This window comes from Sulfitobacter sp. HI0129 (genome assembly GCF_001635395.1).
In the GTDB taxonomy this organism is placed as follows: domain Bacteria; phylum Pseudomonadota; class Alphaproteobacteria; order Rhodobacterales; family Rhodobacteraceae; genus Sulfitobacter.
In genome coordinates this window covers 1-15,066 of sequence record NZ_LWGH01000229.1, presented here as the reverse complement: position 1 = coordinate 15,066, position 15,066 = coordinate 1, and the positions used below count along the sequence as shown (strand labels likewise).

Here is a 15,066-nt window from a genome sequence, read left to right as displayed (position 1 = left end):
CCGCCGCCAACGGTCCATCGCCAGATCGGGAAACCAGGCGGAGACGATCCTTTGCCTGTCGCGCCTGTCGGTCATGGCTGGCCACCCAGACCCCGGGCGCCCGCCCCCGCGCACGAAACAGATCGGCCTCCCACAGGGGGGCGCCGGGGGCCTGCGTATTGTGGGGATGCGAAGCGGACGGAAGCGACGAGACGCGCCAGCGTTCGCGCGCGGCACTCAGCGTACCGGGATCGCCCGACCGGATCAGCCATACTGGCACCTCGGCAGCCTCGGCCCGCAGCGCCAGCCGCTTGGTGGCGGTAAAGCTCAGCACTTCGGGCGCGCCATGGATTTCGCCCACCACGGCGGCCAGCCCCCCGCAGGCGGCCCCCTCCTCCATGGCCCAGAGCACATCGCGCGGATGGCTCACAGAGACCCGCAACACCTGCCCCGCAAAGCCGAACCCGCGCAGGGCGGCCCCATAGAGCCGCCCGTTCTCGCGCCGGGACATACGGTCCTGCACCCAGAGCACCGGCGCCGCGCTGTCGGGCAGGCAGGACAGGACGAAGGCGGAAACCGCCGCATCGAACGGCCCGCCCGCCAGAACGTCGCGCAGCATGCTTCCCCCGGCCGCAGGGGTCGGAACCTCTTGCACGAAGTGCTTGCTGGACAGGGAAATCACCTGCCCGAAAGGGGAATCGGTCATCATGCATCCCTCCATATGTTCACTATTTGTTCTAGTTGAAAAGATAGCCCGTGACGACCGGGTTTTCCACTTCGTCCTTCGCTTTTCGCTAAGTATGCGCAATTCCTCGCAAAACTGCCGGGAAGACGGGGGTCGTCAAATTTTTCCGCCTGCGGAACATGACAGATGCGTTCCGCCGAATCCTGTTGCCCCACAAGGAACGGGGGGCGAAACATCGCCCCCCGTCGCGCATACAAACCTAAACGCTCAGTAACGGGTCGCGAAGGACTGACCGAAGGCCACCCAATCCGCCGTGGACCAAGCCGCGCATCCGTCGAGATCGGCAAACCCGACCCAGGCGCGGGCCGCTTCCGCTGCCTGTGCACTGTCATAAGCGCTCCCGCCCGCCGCCGCTGCCTCGTAAGAGATCACGCGCGTTCCTTCGGCAAAGCTCTCAAGCGTCTGCGCCCAGCTTTCGCCCGGCCAGATCAGCTCCATCGCCCCCCGCGCCGGGTCGTATTCCGCCGTGAAAAGCGTGCCGAACCCCTGCGCGTAGTTGCTCTGCTTCAGGGGTTCGGCCTGAAACTGATCCCGCAGGCGGCGCGGATCGGGTGCTGTATCCAGAACCATCTCCAGATGAGCGTGCCGCTTGTAGGTGGCCGTGAACTCCGCCCTTTCCGGCGGGGTCACTTCCTGATGGTTAGTCGCGATGGCCTTGGGCATCAGGGCGATCCCGCCCCCCGCGATGACCTCCACGCTGGCGGTTGCTCCGCCCGCATCGGCCAGCACAAGGTTGTAGCCCATATGCGACGGCACCCGGCGCAGGACCGAAATCGCCTCTTCCACCGTGCCGCAGGTTTCCAGCAGATAGCGCAGGATCGTGGTGATGCCGAAGCCCTGCTTCACCACGCTGTGCCCCCCGTAGGCCAGCGCCACGGACAGGCCGCGGGCGTTCACGCCATCCGAGAGGCCCCAGAGGAATTCGACCATGCCCATCACGGGCTCCCCGGTCCATTCCGTGCGCAGCAACAGGCCTTCGTTCAGGTCCGGCGACAGGTCGTAGTTCCGCACCAGCCGCACGGTATCCCCGTTGGACGCCGCCGCCAGCGAACAGCCACCCAGATAGCTGGGCGGGCACCAGGTGGACAGGAACCGGGCCGCCCGATCCCCATTGCCCGCCAACATCACCAGCCGCCGCCAGACGGGCACCAGTTCCGGCATATGTTCGCGCAGCGCGGCCTCACACTCCGCACGGGTGGGGCCGTTATCGCCGCCCCGTGCAATGAACCACGCCTCGTACGACGGCCAGGACCGGGCCCAGCGTTTTGCCCATTTGGGGCCTGCCTTGTCCTCGCGGACCGCATCGAACTGCAGAGAACTCATCACTTCACCTCATCATTGAAAAAGAAACGTACCATCGCGGCACTCGCATCCGGACCTTCGGGGTCGGTATAGCTGCCTTCGCTCCGCCCCCCGGACCACGCATGGCCCAGACCGTTCACCACCCAGTGCTCCAGCACGGGAACACCGTTTTCGTCGCGCACCACATCGCGCCGCGCATTGCGTGCGCCGGCGATTTCCTCGCTGATGCGCACCGCCCCGGACAGTTCGACCTGCCGCGCTGCGATTGCATCCCCGTTAGCGGGATGAACCGTTCCATCCGCCGTGCCATGGAAAACGATCGTGCGCTTGGCCTTCTCCTTCCCGCCCTGGGCGGCGGAATTGCCCATGGCACCGAACGCCGAAGCCACATCCGTCGCGACGCCATAAGGCAGACCGGAATGAACCCCCACCCCGGCGAAGATATCGCCATGTGTCTGCCCAAGGATCACCGCCATTGCGGCCCCGGCGGAAAGCCCGGCCACGAAGACCTTGTCCGCCGGGATCTTGTGATCACCGATGATTTTCTGCGCCAGACCGGCCAGTATCTCTGGTTCGCCGCCGGTGCGCTGCTGGTTGGCCGGATTGAACCAGTTCCAGCAGGATTGCATGTTCGCCTCCCGCGATTGGCCGGGGTAGACGACGGCAAAGCCGTGGCGATCCGCCAGCGCGTTCATCCCCGTCCCGGCTGCGAAATCATGCGGGTTCTGCGTGCAGCCATGCAGCATCATCACGAGCCCCGTCGGCGCGGTTTCACGCCCCTTCGGCAGATGCAGCACGTAATCGCGGCTGCCTGCATCGCAGGAAAAACTCTCACCGCCCATGCCGTGTGCCATCCGGCGCGCGCCTTTCTTCAGCCGCGGCTTGAACGAAGGCATCCGCGTGTTGAAGGCACCGCCGCGGGGCAGGCCCTTCAGCACGGCATTCATATCGGGCAGCGCGTTTCGCTGCGGCATAGGGTTCGTCTGCCCGGGGGCGGAACCCTGACCGCTGCCATTGCCCAGTGCGGCCTGAATAAGCCGGGTGGCTTCCATCAGATCGCCTGCGCGTACGGCATCCGTCGCCTGCCCCATGGCAGTCGTGTCAAACTTCTTCATCGATTTCATCCTGCTCTCGTTACGAAACGCCCGAAGGGCGGCGGATCACATGATCCTGTCGGCCAGTGCGGCCTTAACTTCCTTCGAAGCCTGCAAGGCCCCCAACACGGTGAGCGAGCCGATCGTGGCACGGGCCAGTTCCGGCGTTACGTCAGACGCGATGCGCGCCAGTCCAACGACCTTCACATGAAGCACCTCGCCCTTGTCCTTCAGACCCTGAAGGTAGGTGGCATCATAGTCCCGCAGGCCGAGTTCGAGCGTGTGCCGCTCGATGGACTTTTCGACCTGCGCGCCTTCGGTAGCCAATTGGTTGCGGATCGCCGTCCGAATGAAATCCGTCCGGTTTTGGTAAAATCCTTCCTGAACCAACAGGTCCACCCGCCCCAGATCCACATATCCGAGGTTTATGGTGATCTTTTCGCTTTCCGGCGTCTTGTCGCGCAGTTGCCTGACATTCATCTCAAACTCCATCCATGTGGATGGTATATGGATGTCATATGCCATCCCGCAACCCTCTTTTGTACGAAAATCGACGCTGGGTCGTTTTTTCTTCGATCGCGGCACGGGGTGGGATCAGCCATTTCCGGCAAGTCCGATATGCGTAGGAAACTGTGTACATTCAGGCCGCCACCCCTTACCGACACGCAGATTCGCGCCGCTTGGGCGCAGATGGCCCGAATTTCGCGGCAGGCCCCGCAGAACAGGACGATCCCTTGATCCAGACGATAGCCGACGCGCTTGCCCAGCAGGGCTATGAGACCCTGACCGCCGTACAGACGGCAGTGACCGATCCCGCGCTGGCCGATCAGGATCTGCTGGTCTCTGCTCAGACCGGCTCGGGCAAGACGGTGGGCTTCGGCCTTGCCATCGCGCCGACCCTTTTGGGAGAGAGCGAAACCTTCGGTCCGGCGGGCGCGCCTTTGGCCCTGATCATCGCACCCACGCGTGAACTGGCGATGCAGGTGAGCCGCGAGTTGACGTGGCTCTATGGAAAGGCGGGCGCGGTCGTCACGACCTGCGTCGGCGGTATGGACAGCCGCACCGAGCGGCGGGCGCTGGAACGGGGGGCGCATGTCGTCGTGGCCACGCCCGGGCGGCTTTGCGACCACATCAAACGCGGCAATGTCGATATGGACAATCTGCGCGCCGTGGTGCTGGACGAGGCGGACGAAATGCTCGACCTCGGCTTCCGGGATGAGTTGGAATTCATCCTCTCCGAAGCCCCCGAAGACCGCCGCACCCTGCTCTTTTCCGCAACCGTGCCTGCAGCAATCGCCAAGCTGGCGAAATCCTATCAGCGGGATGCGCAGCGCATTACCACGGTGGGCGAGACGAAACAGCATAGCGACATCGAATATCGCGCCCTGAACGTACACCCGCGCGACACCGAAAACGCCATCATCAACGTCCTGCGCTACTACGAAGCGAAGAACGCCATCGTCTTCTGCAATACCCGGGCAGCGGTATCGCGGCTGACGACCCGGTTTACCAACCGCGGCTTTTCGGTCGTGGCCCTGTCGGGTGAGCTCACGCAGTCGGAGCGGACGAACGCGCTTCAGGCTCTGCGCGATGGTCGGGCGCGGGTCTGTATCGCCACGGACGTGGCCGCGCGGGGCATCGACTTGCCGAACCTCGAGCTGGTGATCCATGCGGACCTGCCCTCGAACTCCGATACGTTGCTCCACCGGTCCGGGCGCACGGGCCGAGCCGGGCGCAAGGGCGTCTCGGCCCTTATTGTGCCCCCCAAGCTGCGCAGCAAGGCGAACCGGCTGCTTGGCGGGGCGAAGCTGAAGGTGGAATGGGCCGCCGCCCCCACCGCGGCAGAGGTGAACGCACGCGATCAGGAGCGTCTGCTGTCCGACCCCGCCTGGTCCGATCCGGTCCCCGAGGATGCCGAAGAGTTCGTCGGCGCGCTAGTCGAACAATTCACCCCCGAACAACTGGCCACGGCCTTCGTGAACCTCTACCGCGCGCGCCAGTCCGCGCCCGAGGAACTGACCGACCCGGGCGCGCCGGGGGAAGACAAACCGCGCCGCGATTTTGGGCCATCGGTCTGGTTCTCGGTCTCCACGGGCCGCAACGACGGGGCCGAACCGCGCACCCTGCTGCCGATGCTGTGCCGTCTCGGTGATCTGACGAAGGACGATATCGGCGCCATCCGCGTTCAGCCCAGCCATAGCTTCGTGGAAATCCGCGCCTCTTCAGCGGAAGCATTTGCGAAAGCGCTTGGGCCCGAGATGACAGTGGAGCGCGGCGCGGTCGTAACCCGGCTGGACGAGGCCCCCGATCTGCCGCGCGGACCGCGCCTGGCGGACAAACGCGGTCCGAAGCCCGACCGCAAGCCGCGCCCCGGTGGCCCGAGGGACGGCGCCGAAAAACCCTACAAACAGAAACGCAAACCCCGGGAGGAAGACACCCCTGCCCCCTCCGCCCCGCGGGCGAACCGGCCTGCCGAAGGCAAGCCCAAGTTCGATAAACCCCGTGCCCCCAAGGGGGAGCGCCCGCCAAAGTCGCACAAGACCGAACGGTCGCCCATGAAGCCGGGCGCCAAGCCAAAGCCCAAGACCGGTGCCAAAGCGGGGGAGGACAGACCGGCGACGGCGAAACCGAAAACCAAAGCCGTCTGGAAAACGGAGAAACCCGCAGGCGATACGGCCCGGAAGCCGAAAACGAACCGCCCCGAAGGCAAACCCGCGGCCAAGACCTATGACCGCGCGGCGGACCCGTCGAAACGGTTCACGCCGCCGAACAAGATCGGCAAGCAGGGCGGGAAACCGGCGGCCAAAGGAAAACCCGGCGGCAAGCCTGCGCGCCCCTCTGGCGGGAATGCGGTGCCCCGCCGTGGCAAGAACAGCTTCGGCCCGAAATGATCCGGCCCAAGTGATCCGGACTTGAATGGCAAAGGCCCGCCCCTCGGACAAGGAGGCGGGCCTTTACCTCGCAGGGTCGGCTTGTGCTCAGCCCTTGCCCTTCCACGGTACCAGCAGGCGTTCGGCCCAGCGCATCAGCATGTCGATGCCGAAGCCGATGATGCCGATCAGGATGATCCCCATGATCACGATGTCGGTGTTCTGGAACTTCGACGCGACCATGATCATCATGCCCGCGCCCTTTTCGGCGGCGACGAGTTCCGCCGCCACGACGGTTCCCCAGCAGACCCCCATGGCCACCCGCGCCCCGGTGAAAATCTCCGGCAGGGAGTTGGGAATGATTACGTAGCGCATGATCTGCCATTTACTGGCACCAAGCGAATAGGCCGCGTGCACCTTCGAAATCTTGACTCCCGACACGCCGGACCGGGCCGCGATGGCCATGATCCAGAGCGCCGCGAGGAACAGCAGGATGATCTTGCCCGTCTCCCCGATGCCCGCCCAGATGATCACCAGCGGGATCAAGGCCAGCGGCGGCACGGGGCGCATGAATTCGACGATCGGGTCGAACCAGCCGCGGAACCAGTTGCTCAGCCCCATGGCATAGCCCAGTGGAATGCCTAGAAGCGCACCGCAAAGGAAGCCTGCGATGACCCGGAACAGGGACCAGCCGAGGTGGCCAAGAAGGGTCGTATTGCGGAAACCTTCATCGGCGATCCGCAGCGTCCGGTTCCAGACCTCTTCGGGGGCAGGCAGGTAGAGAGGTTCCATCTGCCAGCCCGTGCGCGGCTCGAAGTTGGGCGTCCCCTTGTCGGAAAGCGTGACCTTGCCGCCCGGGATCGTCACGGAGGACCCCGGCTCTACCGGCTCACCGTTTATTTCGACGATACGGGCCCCGTCCTTCTTGGTGATCTCGTCATTGCGGTCAAAGGGGATCAGCACACTGCGCCACTGCGCCACCTTGGCCACATCGTTCTTGGCAAAGCCGTCCCCCGGCGGCACCTCCTCAACGTCCACGTCAGCGCCCCGCGGGAAAACCACCAATGACACGGTCGCATCGTCGCGGCTGCCGTCTTCGGCTTCGGCGACATAGGTGAATGACGTCTCCCCCACGAAGGGCCCGGGGGCATGCATGAACTCGGGCAGCAGCTTCGATCCGGTGAACGCCCCCCAGAGCACAAAGATCGTCAGGACAGAGATGACACCGGCGATCCGATTGGGCCGCACCGCGGATTCGTCCCCGAACGTGACCGTCTTCAACGAGGTATAGTCCCGCGTGGCCGTCTGCACGAGCTTGGTGACGACAAAGAAAGAGATCGTGAATATCGCGATATAGATCAGCAGAATGGTCATGCGCTCGCCTCCATGCGACCCATGATTTCTTCCTCCATGTCCCAGATCATACCGAGGATTTCTTCACGTCGCTCTGCAAATTCGGGATGTTTCTTCACCTCCCGCAGGTCCTGCCCCACGCCCAGTTCGGCAAACGGCAGGCGGTATTCCTTGTGTATGCGTCCGGGCCGCGGGGCCATGACGATCAGTCGCTCGCCCAAAAGCAGTGCCTCCTCCACAGAGTGGGTGATCAGAATGATCGTCTTGCCGGTTTCCTTCCACAGCTTGAGCACGAGGCTCTGCATCTTCTCACGCGTCAGTGCGTCCAGCGCGCCCAGCGGTTCGTCCATCAGGATCACATCCGGATCGTTGGCGAGACAGCGGGCCAGCGCCACGCGCTGTTGCATGCCGCCGGACAATTCATAAACGGCCTTTTCCTTGAAATCCTGCAGGCCGACCACGTCCAGCAGGTGATTGACGATCTCGGCCTTCTCTTTCTTGGGCATGCCCTTCATCGAAGGGCCGAACCCGACGTTGTCGCGCACCGACATCCATTCAAACAGCGCACCCTGCTGGAATACCATGCCGCGTTCTGCGTCCGGGCCGTGGATCTCATGGCCATTCAGCGTCATCCGGCCTTCGGTCGGCGCGAGAAAACCGGCCACGATGTTGAGCAATGTCGTCTTGCCACAGCCGGAGGGGCCGAGCACGCTGAGCAACTCACCCTCCTTCAGGTCGAGCGACACGTCCTTGAGCGCCTGAACAGCACCGCCACCGGGCAGATCGAAGCGCATTGACAGGTCTTGTATGGATAATCCGGTCATTGGTCCGCTTTCGGGCCCCTCGGGGCGATTTGATTGGATGGCGACGTGCGCCGGGAGCCGGCCCCCGGGCATATGCCGGGGACCGTCCGTCAATCGAGTGCCCACCGCGCCATGCGCAGCGGGCCCTACTTCAGTTTACATGCCCTGTGCGGACTTCAGCGGTCCGGTGTTCACCGTGCCTTCGTAGCTGTCGAGCGCAGCATCGATGGAGCCTGCCTCCACGAAGACATTCGCCACGCCTTTCATAAATTCCTGACCGCCACCGCCGAGCCATTTCTCGCCCAGCTGCTCATCGACACTCGGAAACTCGAACGTCGCCATGGTTTCCTTGGTGGCCTGTTCGTCCATGCCGGCATCTTTCGCGATGACGGGCAGCATCTCTTCCATGTTCTCGCCGGAATTCCACATTTCGTTGGCATCTGCCGTCACCTTGAGGAACTTGGCGACCATGTCACCGTTTTCGGCGACATAGGATGCAGGCGCGGAAGTCACGTCAAACACCAGAATGCCAAGCTCTTCCTTCTCGGCCCCGGTCAACAGGACGTTGCCGCTTTCCTTCATGCGGCGCAGCGCACCACCCCAGCCGCAGGCCATGTCGACAGAACCCTGGCTCAGGGCCGCCGCGCCCTCTGCCGGTGCCATGTCGACAATTTCCATGCTGCTGATGTCCACGCCGAAGTGATTCATCTGCTCAAGAAAGCCGTAGTGCGCCGCGGTGCCCAGCGGCACGGCGACCTTCTTGCCGGCCAGTTCCCCGGCGCTGTCCTTGTCTATCTCCAACGCGCTGTTCACGACGCAGTTGTCATTCTCCGAATAGGAAACCGCCACATCGACGATCTGGATATCCTGCCCGGCGGATGTCGCCACGACGAAGGGGGGCACCCCTTGGCTCACGGCAATCTGCACGTCACCGGAGGCCATCGCGGCGCTCATCGCGGTGCCGGAATCAAAGCTCACCCAGTTGATTTTCGTGCCCATCTCCTCTTCGTAGGTGCCGTTCACCTTGGCGTATTGAAAGGGCATCGGCCATTCGAGGAAATAGGCGACCGTGATCTCGCCATGCGCATCGGCAAAGGCCGCTTGCGATCCGGCCATCAGTGCGGCACCGGCAACGGCGCCTTTCAGGATAGTCTTGAACGTCATTGATATTCTCCCGTGTTGAGACCACGCAACCGCGATCATGTCAGAATGGACGGTTTTCCGTCTCTTGTGACCCGGCACATTACTGCACATGCCCGGTGCTGGTGCAATGAGTGACGATACGGCGCTCCGAATCAACGATTTTTTCCAAGCATTTCGGAACATTGCAGCCAAGCGGGATGTGCGGCGTTCATTAGTTTTCTGGACAATTTTCCAAGCACCGCAAAGACTTGGAATGGGATGGATGGTCTCAAAAAGATTTACGCCACCTAAACTGGCCATACGATAGGGAAAACTCTGGCCCTACGACATTTGCAAAAATGAGAGTGTGGTTCGATAATGCCGGGACCCCGCGCCCGGAACGACTGCCCGACCTCCCCCATAGAAAGGTTTCCGACATGGACGGCAACTTCAGCGAAAACGACATCTCCCGCATTGTCGAAGCCGACCGTGCGCATATCTGGCATCACCTAAGTCAGCACAAACCCTACGAAACGACCGACCCCCGGATCATCGTCGAAGGCAAGGGCATGCGGGTCTGGGACCAGCGCGGCAAGGAACATCTGGATGCCGTCTCGGGTGGGGTCTGGACCGTGAACGTGGGCTATGGACGCGAATCAATCGCGAACGCCGTGCGCGACCAATTGGTCAAACTGAACTACTTCGCCGGCTCGGCAGGCTCCATCCCCGGGTCTAACTTCGCCGAAAAGCTGATTTCGAAGATGCCCGGCATGACCCGTGTCTACTATTGCAACTCCGGTTCGGAAGCGAACGAGAAGGGGTTCAAGATGGTCCGCCAGATCGCGCACAAGCGCTATGGCGGCAAGAAGCACAAGATCCTCTACCGTGACCGGGATTACCACGGCACCACGATTTCCTGTCTGTCAGCCGGCGGACAGGACGAGCGCAACGCCCAATACGGCCCCTTCACCGACGGGTTCGTGCGGGTGCCGCATTGCCTTGAATACCGCAAGTTCGAGCAGGACGGCGCGCCGGAGGACAACTACGGCACTTGGGCAGCCGACCAGATCGAAAAAATCATCCTTTCCGAAGGGCCGGATACCGTTGGCGGGCTCTGCCTTGAGCCGGTGACGGCTGGCGGAGGCGTCATCACCCCGCCCGATGGCTACTGGGAGCGGGTTCAGGAAATCTGCCGCAAATACGATGTGCTGCTGCATATCGATGAAGTCGTCTGCGGGGTCGGGCGCACCGGTCAATGGTTCGGATACCAGAATTACGGCGTCCAGCCGGACATGGTGACCATGGCAAAAGGAGTCGCGTCGGGCTACGCCGCGATTGCCTGCCTCGTGACCACGGAAGAGGTCTTTGACATGTTCAAGGACAACGCCGAGGACCCGCTCAACTACTTCCGTGACATCTCCACCTTCGGCGGATGCACAGCCGGCCCGACCGCGGGCCTGGAGAACATGCGGATCATCGAGGACGAGGGCCTGCTGGAGAATACCGAGCAGATGGGCCACTACATGCTGGAACAGTTGGAGGAACTGTCCGACAAGCACTCCGTTATCGGGCAGGTCCGTGGCAAGGGGCTCTTCCTCGGGGCTGAACTGGTACAGGATCGCGACAGCCGTGCGCCGGTGGCCGAAAAACTCGTCCAGAAAGTCGTGGGCGACTGTATGGAACAGGGCGTCATCATCGGGGCCACCAACCGCTCGTTGCCGGGGCGGAACAACACGCTCTGCTTCTCGCCTTCCCTGATTGCGCGAAAGAGCGATATCGACGAGATCATCGCCGCAGTGGACGGCGCACTCGGCCGGGTTTTCACCAAGGCGTAAAAGCGCCGCTCCGCGCATGAGGCACATCTCCGGTTGACCCGGGGGTGCGCTTCTCTATTTAGTGCATTGTCTTGCCCGAACATGACACGCAGCGAACCCCTACCCCTGCCTGAAAACAGGGGTGGAAAAAATCCCGGGAGCGATCCGTCATGAAATTCGGAACCAAAGGGATTCTCCTGCGTTTCAGAAACAGCAATGAAGTGGAGAATAAAATGACAAAGTTTCTTATGGTCGTTCCGATGATCACCGCACTCGGCGCATGCGCCCCCGGCGGTGGTTTCACCAAGCAGCAAGGCGCCCTGACTGGCGCCGCTCTCGGTGCAGCAGCCGGTGCCGCAGTTTCCAGCGATGACGATCAGGTCGTCGGCGCGCTGGTGGGCGGTGCCGCAGGCGCGGCAGCAGGTAACTACCTTGGCCGTTCGGCCAGCGGTCAGTGCGTGTATCAGAACTCCGCAGGTCAGCGTTACACAGCTGCTTGCCCCTGATAGATTCTTTTCAGAATTCGGAAATGGCCCCGCATCGCGTCGGGGCCATTTTCGTTATGAAGGGCCACTTTGTGGGCAAGTTCCTTAAGTAACGCGCACCCATGTCGCCATACCATCGGCCTGATGGCTCAGCATGTGACAATGGATCATCCACGCACCGGGGTTGTCGAATACGCAGAGCACCTCTGCCGTATCGCCCGCCGCGACGAGCGTAGTGTCCCTGAGATAAGTGGCGTCACCCGACGCATCGGTTTCCCAGAAATGATGACCGTGAAGATGGATGCCATGCGGGAACGGGGTTTCATTGCGCAGGCGCAACCGCACGGTTTCGCCCCGGCGGGCCGATAAAAGCGGCGCTTGCGGCAGACCACTCACGTCATTGAACGCCCATGTTCCGAAGCCTCCATGCGTTCCGCCACCCGCGCCGCCTTGCATTACCAGATCGACAGTTTGCGCAATCTTGCCCGGGCGGGGAACCGGGTTAGCCGGCAACGGGCCCACAGGATCTGTGCGCCTTTCGCGCGTACCTTGAACGGAAAGGCGGGCTAGCCCCTCACCGCTGGGGGCGTCACGCAAGTCCACCTCGCCAATCACATCGCCGATGATATCCACCCGCTGGCCGGGCGCGAGCACGAGCGTTTCGATCGGTAGCGGAGAAGCCAGCGGCATACCGTCAAAAGCCACGCAGCGCCCGGATAACCCGGTCACTTCCAAGGTGAATATACGGTCGGGAACAGGATTGATGATGCGCAGGCGCACACGGTCCCCAAGGCGAACGCTTTTTGCTGACAGGAACGCTGTCTTTACGTTACCCATGCGTCCGAGGGTGGCGAAATCCTCCCTCGGGAATTCCTCATCGAACTGGCCTGCATTGTCGAGCAGGATGTCGAAGAGCATGGCCGTGACGTCCCGGTCCACATCGGGGGGCGTGCGCTCCTCAACGATCAGAGGGCCGAACAGCCCGCGTGCCACCTGCTCATAGGACAGGTAATGCGAGTGATACCAATAGGTGCCGACGTCAGGGACGGGAAAGGCGTAGTCGAAAGCTTCACCCGGGATGATCACATCCTGCGTCAGCACATTCACCCCGTCCATCCTGTTGGGCAGCCGGATACCGTGCCAGTGCACCAAAGTGCCGTCCTGTAGTCGGTTGTCGATCCGCACACGCAAGGTATCGTTCTGAGCCACGCGGATCTCGGGCCCGGGGCAGGAACCGTTGAACCCAAGCATCTCCACCTGCTTGCCGCCCACCTGCAGGCCCGCGGGCCCCGGTCGCAGGGTAAGTGCCTTGACCCCAGCCAACGAAGACATGGGCAAGGCGGCAGCACCGAGAGAGAGCAGCATGGTTCGGCGGCTGAGCATGAAGGCTCCTTGGGTCTTTACCTGCACTAAGTCCTCTTATGAGGAGATACCCCCTCATGCCGAAACCCTGCGCAAATGCAAAGCATTCACGCAGGGTTCTCCGCTTTGGGAGGGTTTTTGCCGGCTTAGAAAAGCCCCAGGGCGCGGGCAGGCATCCAGAGCCCCATGAAAACCATCATCAGGTTTTCGGTGAGCGAAACGAAGCCGAGCGGTACGTTGGAGGACCCGCCCACACAGGCGCATTTCAGTTCACGCTTGTCGATATAGACAGCCTTGAAGACGGAAACCGCGCCCACCGTACCGATAAAAAGCGCCACGGGCGCGGAAATCCAGACCAGAGCACCGGCCACCATTAGGATACCCGCCAGCGCTTCCCCGAAGGGATAGAGACGGCCATAACGAACCCAGCGCCGCGCCAGCAGATCGTAGTTGAGGAACATGGTTGAAAAACTTTCGACGTCCTGCAACTTCTGAACCGCCAGAAAGCACATCGAGATCGCGATGAACCATTCGAAGGCGCGCAAGGTGAAGATCGTGCCGAAGAACGCCCAGCTCAGCCCAAGCGCCATCGAAAACGCGACGGAGAAGATGGCGATGACCGGCTGATAGGATGTCTCATCCTCGTCTGGAACGTCATCGCCGAAATATTCGCGCAAGGCCTCGTATCCGCCAATGCGCTTACCGTCGATGAACACCTGCGGGGTCGTTTCCACATTGTGTTCGCGTTTGAAGCTCTCGGTCTCTTCCTTGGTCGTCAACCAGTGGTCATCGACCTCGTATCCTTCCCGCTCCAGCCGGTCCTTTGTCTTGAGACCGTAGGGGCAAAGATGCTCTTCCATCACCATCCGGTAGAGGGTTGCTGTCTTCTGGTCTGAGTCCTTTGGCATGGTTTCTTCCTCTCATCAGCAATTCCAGTAACCGTTGAACCCGACACGCAGCGCCGGATCGGTCGTCAGGTCGAAGATCATGTCTGTCCCATCCCCGGCGGGCGCGATGGAAACGTTCACCTTGTCCGCCGAGAAGCGGTCCGTTCCTTCCGGGGCAAGCTCAATCAATGAGCCGGATACCTTGATGACACCTTTGTCACCGCTGACGGCAAGAATGGGGTCGGCATCCACGGCACGGCGGAACCGGCAGGTCGCATCAGGAACCACGCGCCCGATCTCCTCTTCGGTGAGGGGGGAGGGCCGCACGCCGGCAATCTCGACCGAGGAAAGCGCGGCATCGATGCTTTCGACCGCTGCGGGTTCATCGGTCTTGCCCAAGGGGAAATCATCGCCCGCTTCGCCGTTCCGCTCGATGTCGTCCATCAGATAACGCATTTCCGCAATCTCGCGATCTTGGGCGAGCACGATCTCCTCCGCGAGTTTTTTCACACGGGGGTCCGTAATTTCAGCACGGGAACTGGTCAGGATCGCGATGGAGTGGTGGGGGATCATGGCGCTCATCCATGAACGATCCTGCACCGTCACCTGACTGCGCATCAGGAAAAGTCCCAGCCCGAAGACGATACCGGCACCGACGAATATCGCGATGTTCGCAGTCTTGTTGGAATACATGCCCAACATGAACGCCAGCATGATGACGGCCATCATGCCGCCCATGTAGAGGGCCATGTAGACGCGGGATTCGCTGTAGAAGACCTGTTCGATCGAATACGAATTTGCGTACATCAATCCGTACATGACGACGGTTGACGTGATGATCATTGCGAAAAAGCGCCAGTAGGACATAGTTCCCTCCTGAAATGTTATTGACTATAATTTGAACAACCATCCAGCGGGGCAAGGTTCCCTCTGGAAGCGTTCAAAGCGGCTAGTTTACCAACATTTCCGAGCAAATTGGCCTTTCACACCCCAAAGTGCTGGCCCGATCGCTAACCACCGGTCTTTTCATCTGCTGCCGTTCGTGCGGCCTGCATCTTTTGCACCGGAACGGGCCATGTGGATTTCAGATAGGCGATGACCGCCTGTATCTCCTCATCGCTCAACTGGTCGCCGAAACCGGGCATCCCGCTGTCGAAGGTGATCCCTTGCTCGGCCATCACCGCGCTGCCCCCAAGCTTGGTATAGGCGAACAACATGCTGTCTGGGTGGTGCCAGGTATGGCCCGTCTC

14 protein-coding genes are annotated in these 15,066 nt (G+C 61.9%); 3 read left to right on the top strand and 11 right to left on the bottom strand.

The window, feature by feature from the left end; translation table 11 throughout:
- The 4 genes from A3764_RS03590 to A3764_RS03575 form a co-directional block, all read right to left on the bottom strand.
- Positions 1 to 688 (bottom strand): ImuA family protein (locus tag A3764_RS03590; RefSeq protein ID WP_082865891.1); only part of this gene is annotated, 688 nt, incomplete at its 3' end.
- A 243-nt stretch (positions 689 to 931) separates the two neighbouring features.
- The gene (locus A3764_RS03585; protein ID WP_067924449.1) at positions 932 to 2,047 is read right to left on the bottom strand and encodes a C45 family autoproteolytic acyltransferase/hydolase; all 1,116 of its coding nucleotides are present in this window, start codon (positions 2,045 to 2,047) and stop codon (positions 932 to 934) included.
- Positions 2,047 to 3,141, bottom strand: coding sequence for an extracellular catalytic domain type 1 short-chain-length polyhydroxyalkanoate depolymerase (locus A3764_RS03580; protein WP_067924452.1), 1,095 nt, complete (start codon positions 3,139 to 3,141; stop codon positions 2,047 to 2,049). The genes A3764_RS03585 and A3764_RS03580 overlap by 1 nt, the downstream gene beginning before the upstream one ends.
- Positions 3,142 to 3,186: 45 nt before the next feature.
- A complete protein-coding gene (locus A3764_RS03575) occupies positions 3,187 to 3,600 on the bottom strand; it encodes a CopG family transcriptional regulator (protein ID WP_067924537.1) in 414 nt (137 codons plus the stop codon).
- 254 nt (positions 3,601 to 3,854) lie between these two features.
- Between A3764_RS03575 and A3764_RS03570 the strand changes: the two genes are divergently transcribed.
- The gene (locus tag A3764_RS03570) at positions 3,855 to 6,011 is read left to right on the top strand and encodes a DEAD/DEAH box helicase (RefSeq protein ID WP_067924539.1); all 2,157 of its coding nucleotides are present in this window, start codon (positions 3,855 to 3,857) and stop codon (positions 6,009 to 6,011) included.
- Between the two features lie 87 nt (positions 6,012 to 6,098).
- Here the strand turns inward: A3764_RS03570 and A3764_RS03565 are convergent, their stop codons facing one another.
- From A3764_RS03565 to A3764_RS03555, 3 genes are all read right to left on the bottom strand, one after another.
- Positions 6,099 to 7,364 (bottom strand): ABC transporter permease, encoded by a 1,266-nt coding sequence (locus A3764_RS03565; protein WP_067924457.1) that lies wholly within the window; start codon positions 7,362 to 7,364, stop codon positions 6,099 to 6,101.
- The gene (locus tag A3764_RS03560) at positions 7,361 to 8,167 is read right to left on the bottom strand and encodes a taurine ABC transporter ATP-binding protein (protein WP_067924459.1); all 807 of its coding nucleotides are present in this window, start codon (positions 8,165 to 8,167) and stop codon (positions 7,361 to 7,363) included. Before A3764_RS03560 ends, A3764_RS03565 begins: the two co-directional genes overlap by 4 nt.
- Before the next feature lie 135 nt (positions 8,168 to 8,302).
- The gene (locus A3764_RS03555; RefSeq protein WP_067924461.1) at positions 8,303 to 9,310 is read right to left on the bottom strand and encodes a taurine ABC transporter substrate-binding protein; all 1,008 of its coding nucleotides are present in this window, start codon (positions 9,308 to 9,310) and stop codon (positions 8,303 to 8,305) included.
- Positions 9,311 to 9,705: 395 nt separating this feature from the next.
- Here A3764_RS03555 and A3764_RS03550 point away from each other — a divergent pair, with 395 nt between their 5' ends.
- Positions 9,706 to 11,103 carry an aminotransferase family protein gene (locus tag A3764_RS03550; RefSeq protein WP_067924463.1) on the top strand — a complete coding sequence of 466 codons (1,398 nt, stop codon included), beginning with the start codon at positions 9,706 to 9,708 and terminating at the stop codon, positions 11,101 to 11,103.
- A gap of 149 nt (positions 11,104 to 11,252) precedes the next feature.
- A complete protein-coding gene (locus A3764_RS03545; RefSeq protein ID WP_236628006.1) occupies positions 11,253 to 11,588 on the top strand; it encodes a glycine zipper 2TM domain-containing protein in 336 nt (111 codons plus the stop codon).
- 84 nt (positions 11,589 to 11,672) lie between these two features.
- On the opposite strand, the gene A3764_RS03540 is transcribed toward A3764_RS03545, so the two are convergent.
- The 4 genes from A3764_RS03540 to A3764_RS03525 all read right to left on the bottom strand — a co-directional run.
- Positions 11,673 to 12,950, bottom strand: a complete 1,278-nt coding sequence (locus tag A3764_RS03540) for a multicopper oxidase family protein (RefSeq protein ID WP_067924465.1) — start codon at positions 12,948 to 12,950, stop codon at positions 11,673 to 11,675.
- Between the two features lie 125 nt (positions 12,951 to 13,075).
- Entirely contained in the window at positions 13,076 to 13,837 is a 762-nt protein-coding gene (locus tag A3764_RS03535; RefSeq protein WP_067924466.1) for a glutaredoxin family protein, read from the bottom strand.
- A gap of 15 nt (positions 13,838 to 13,852) precedes the next feature.
- Positions 13,853 to 14,683, bottom strand: a complete 831-nt coding sequence (locus tag A3764_RS03530) for a DUF305 domain-containing protein (protein WP_067924468.1) — start codon at positions 14,681 to 14,683, stop codon at positions 13,853 to 13,855.
- A gap of 143 nt (positions 14,684 to 14,826) precedes the next feature.
- Positions 14,827 to 15,066, bottom strand: a 240-nt coding sequence (locus A3764_RS03525; protein ID WP_150122064.1) for a c-type cytochrome, incomplete at its 5' end; no start/stop codon positions are given.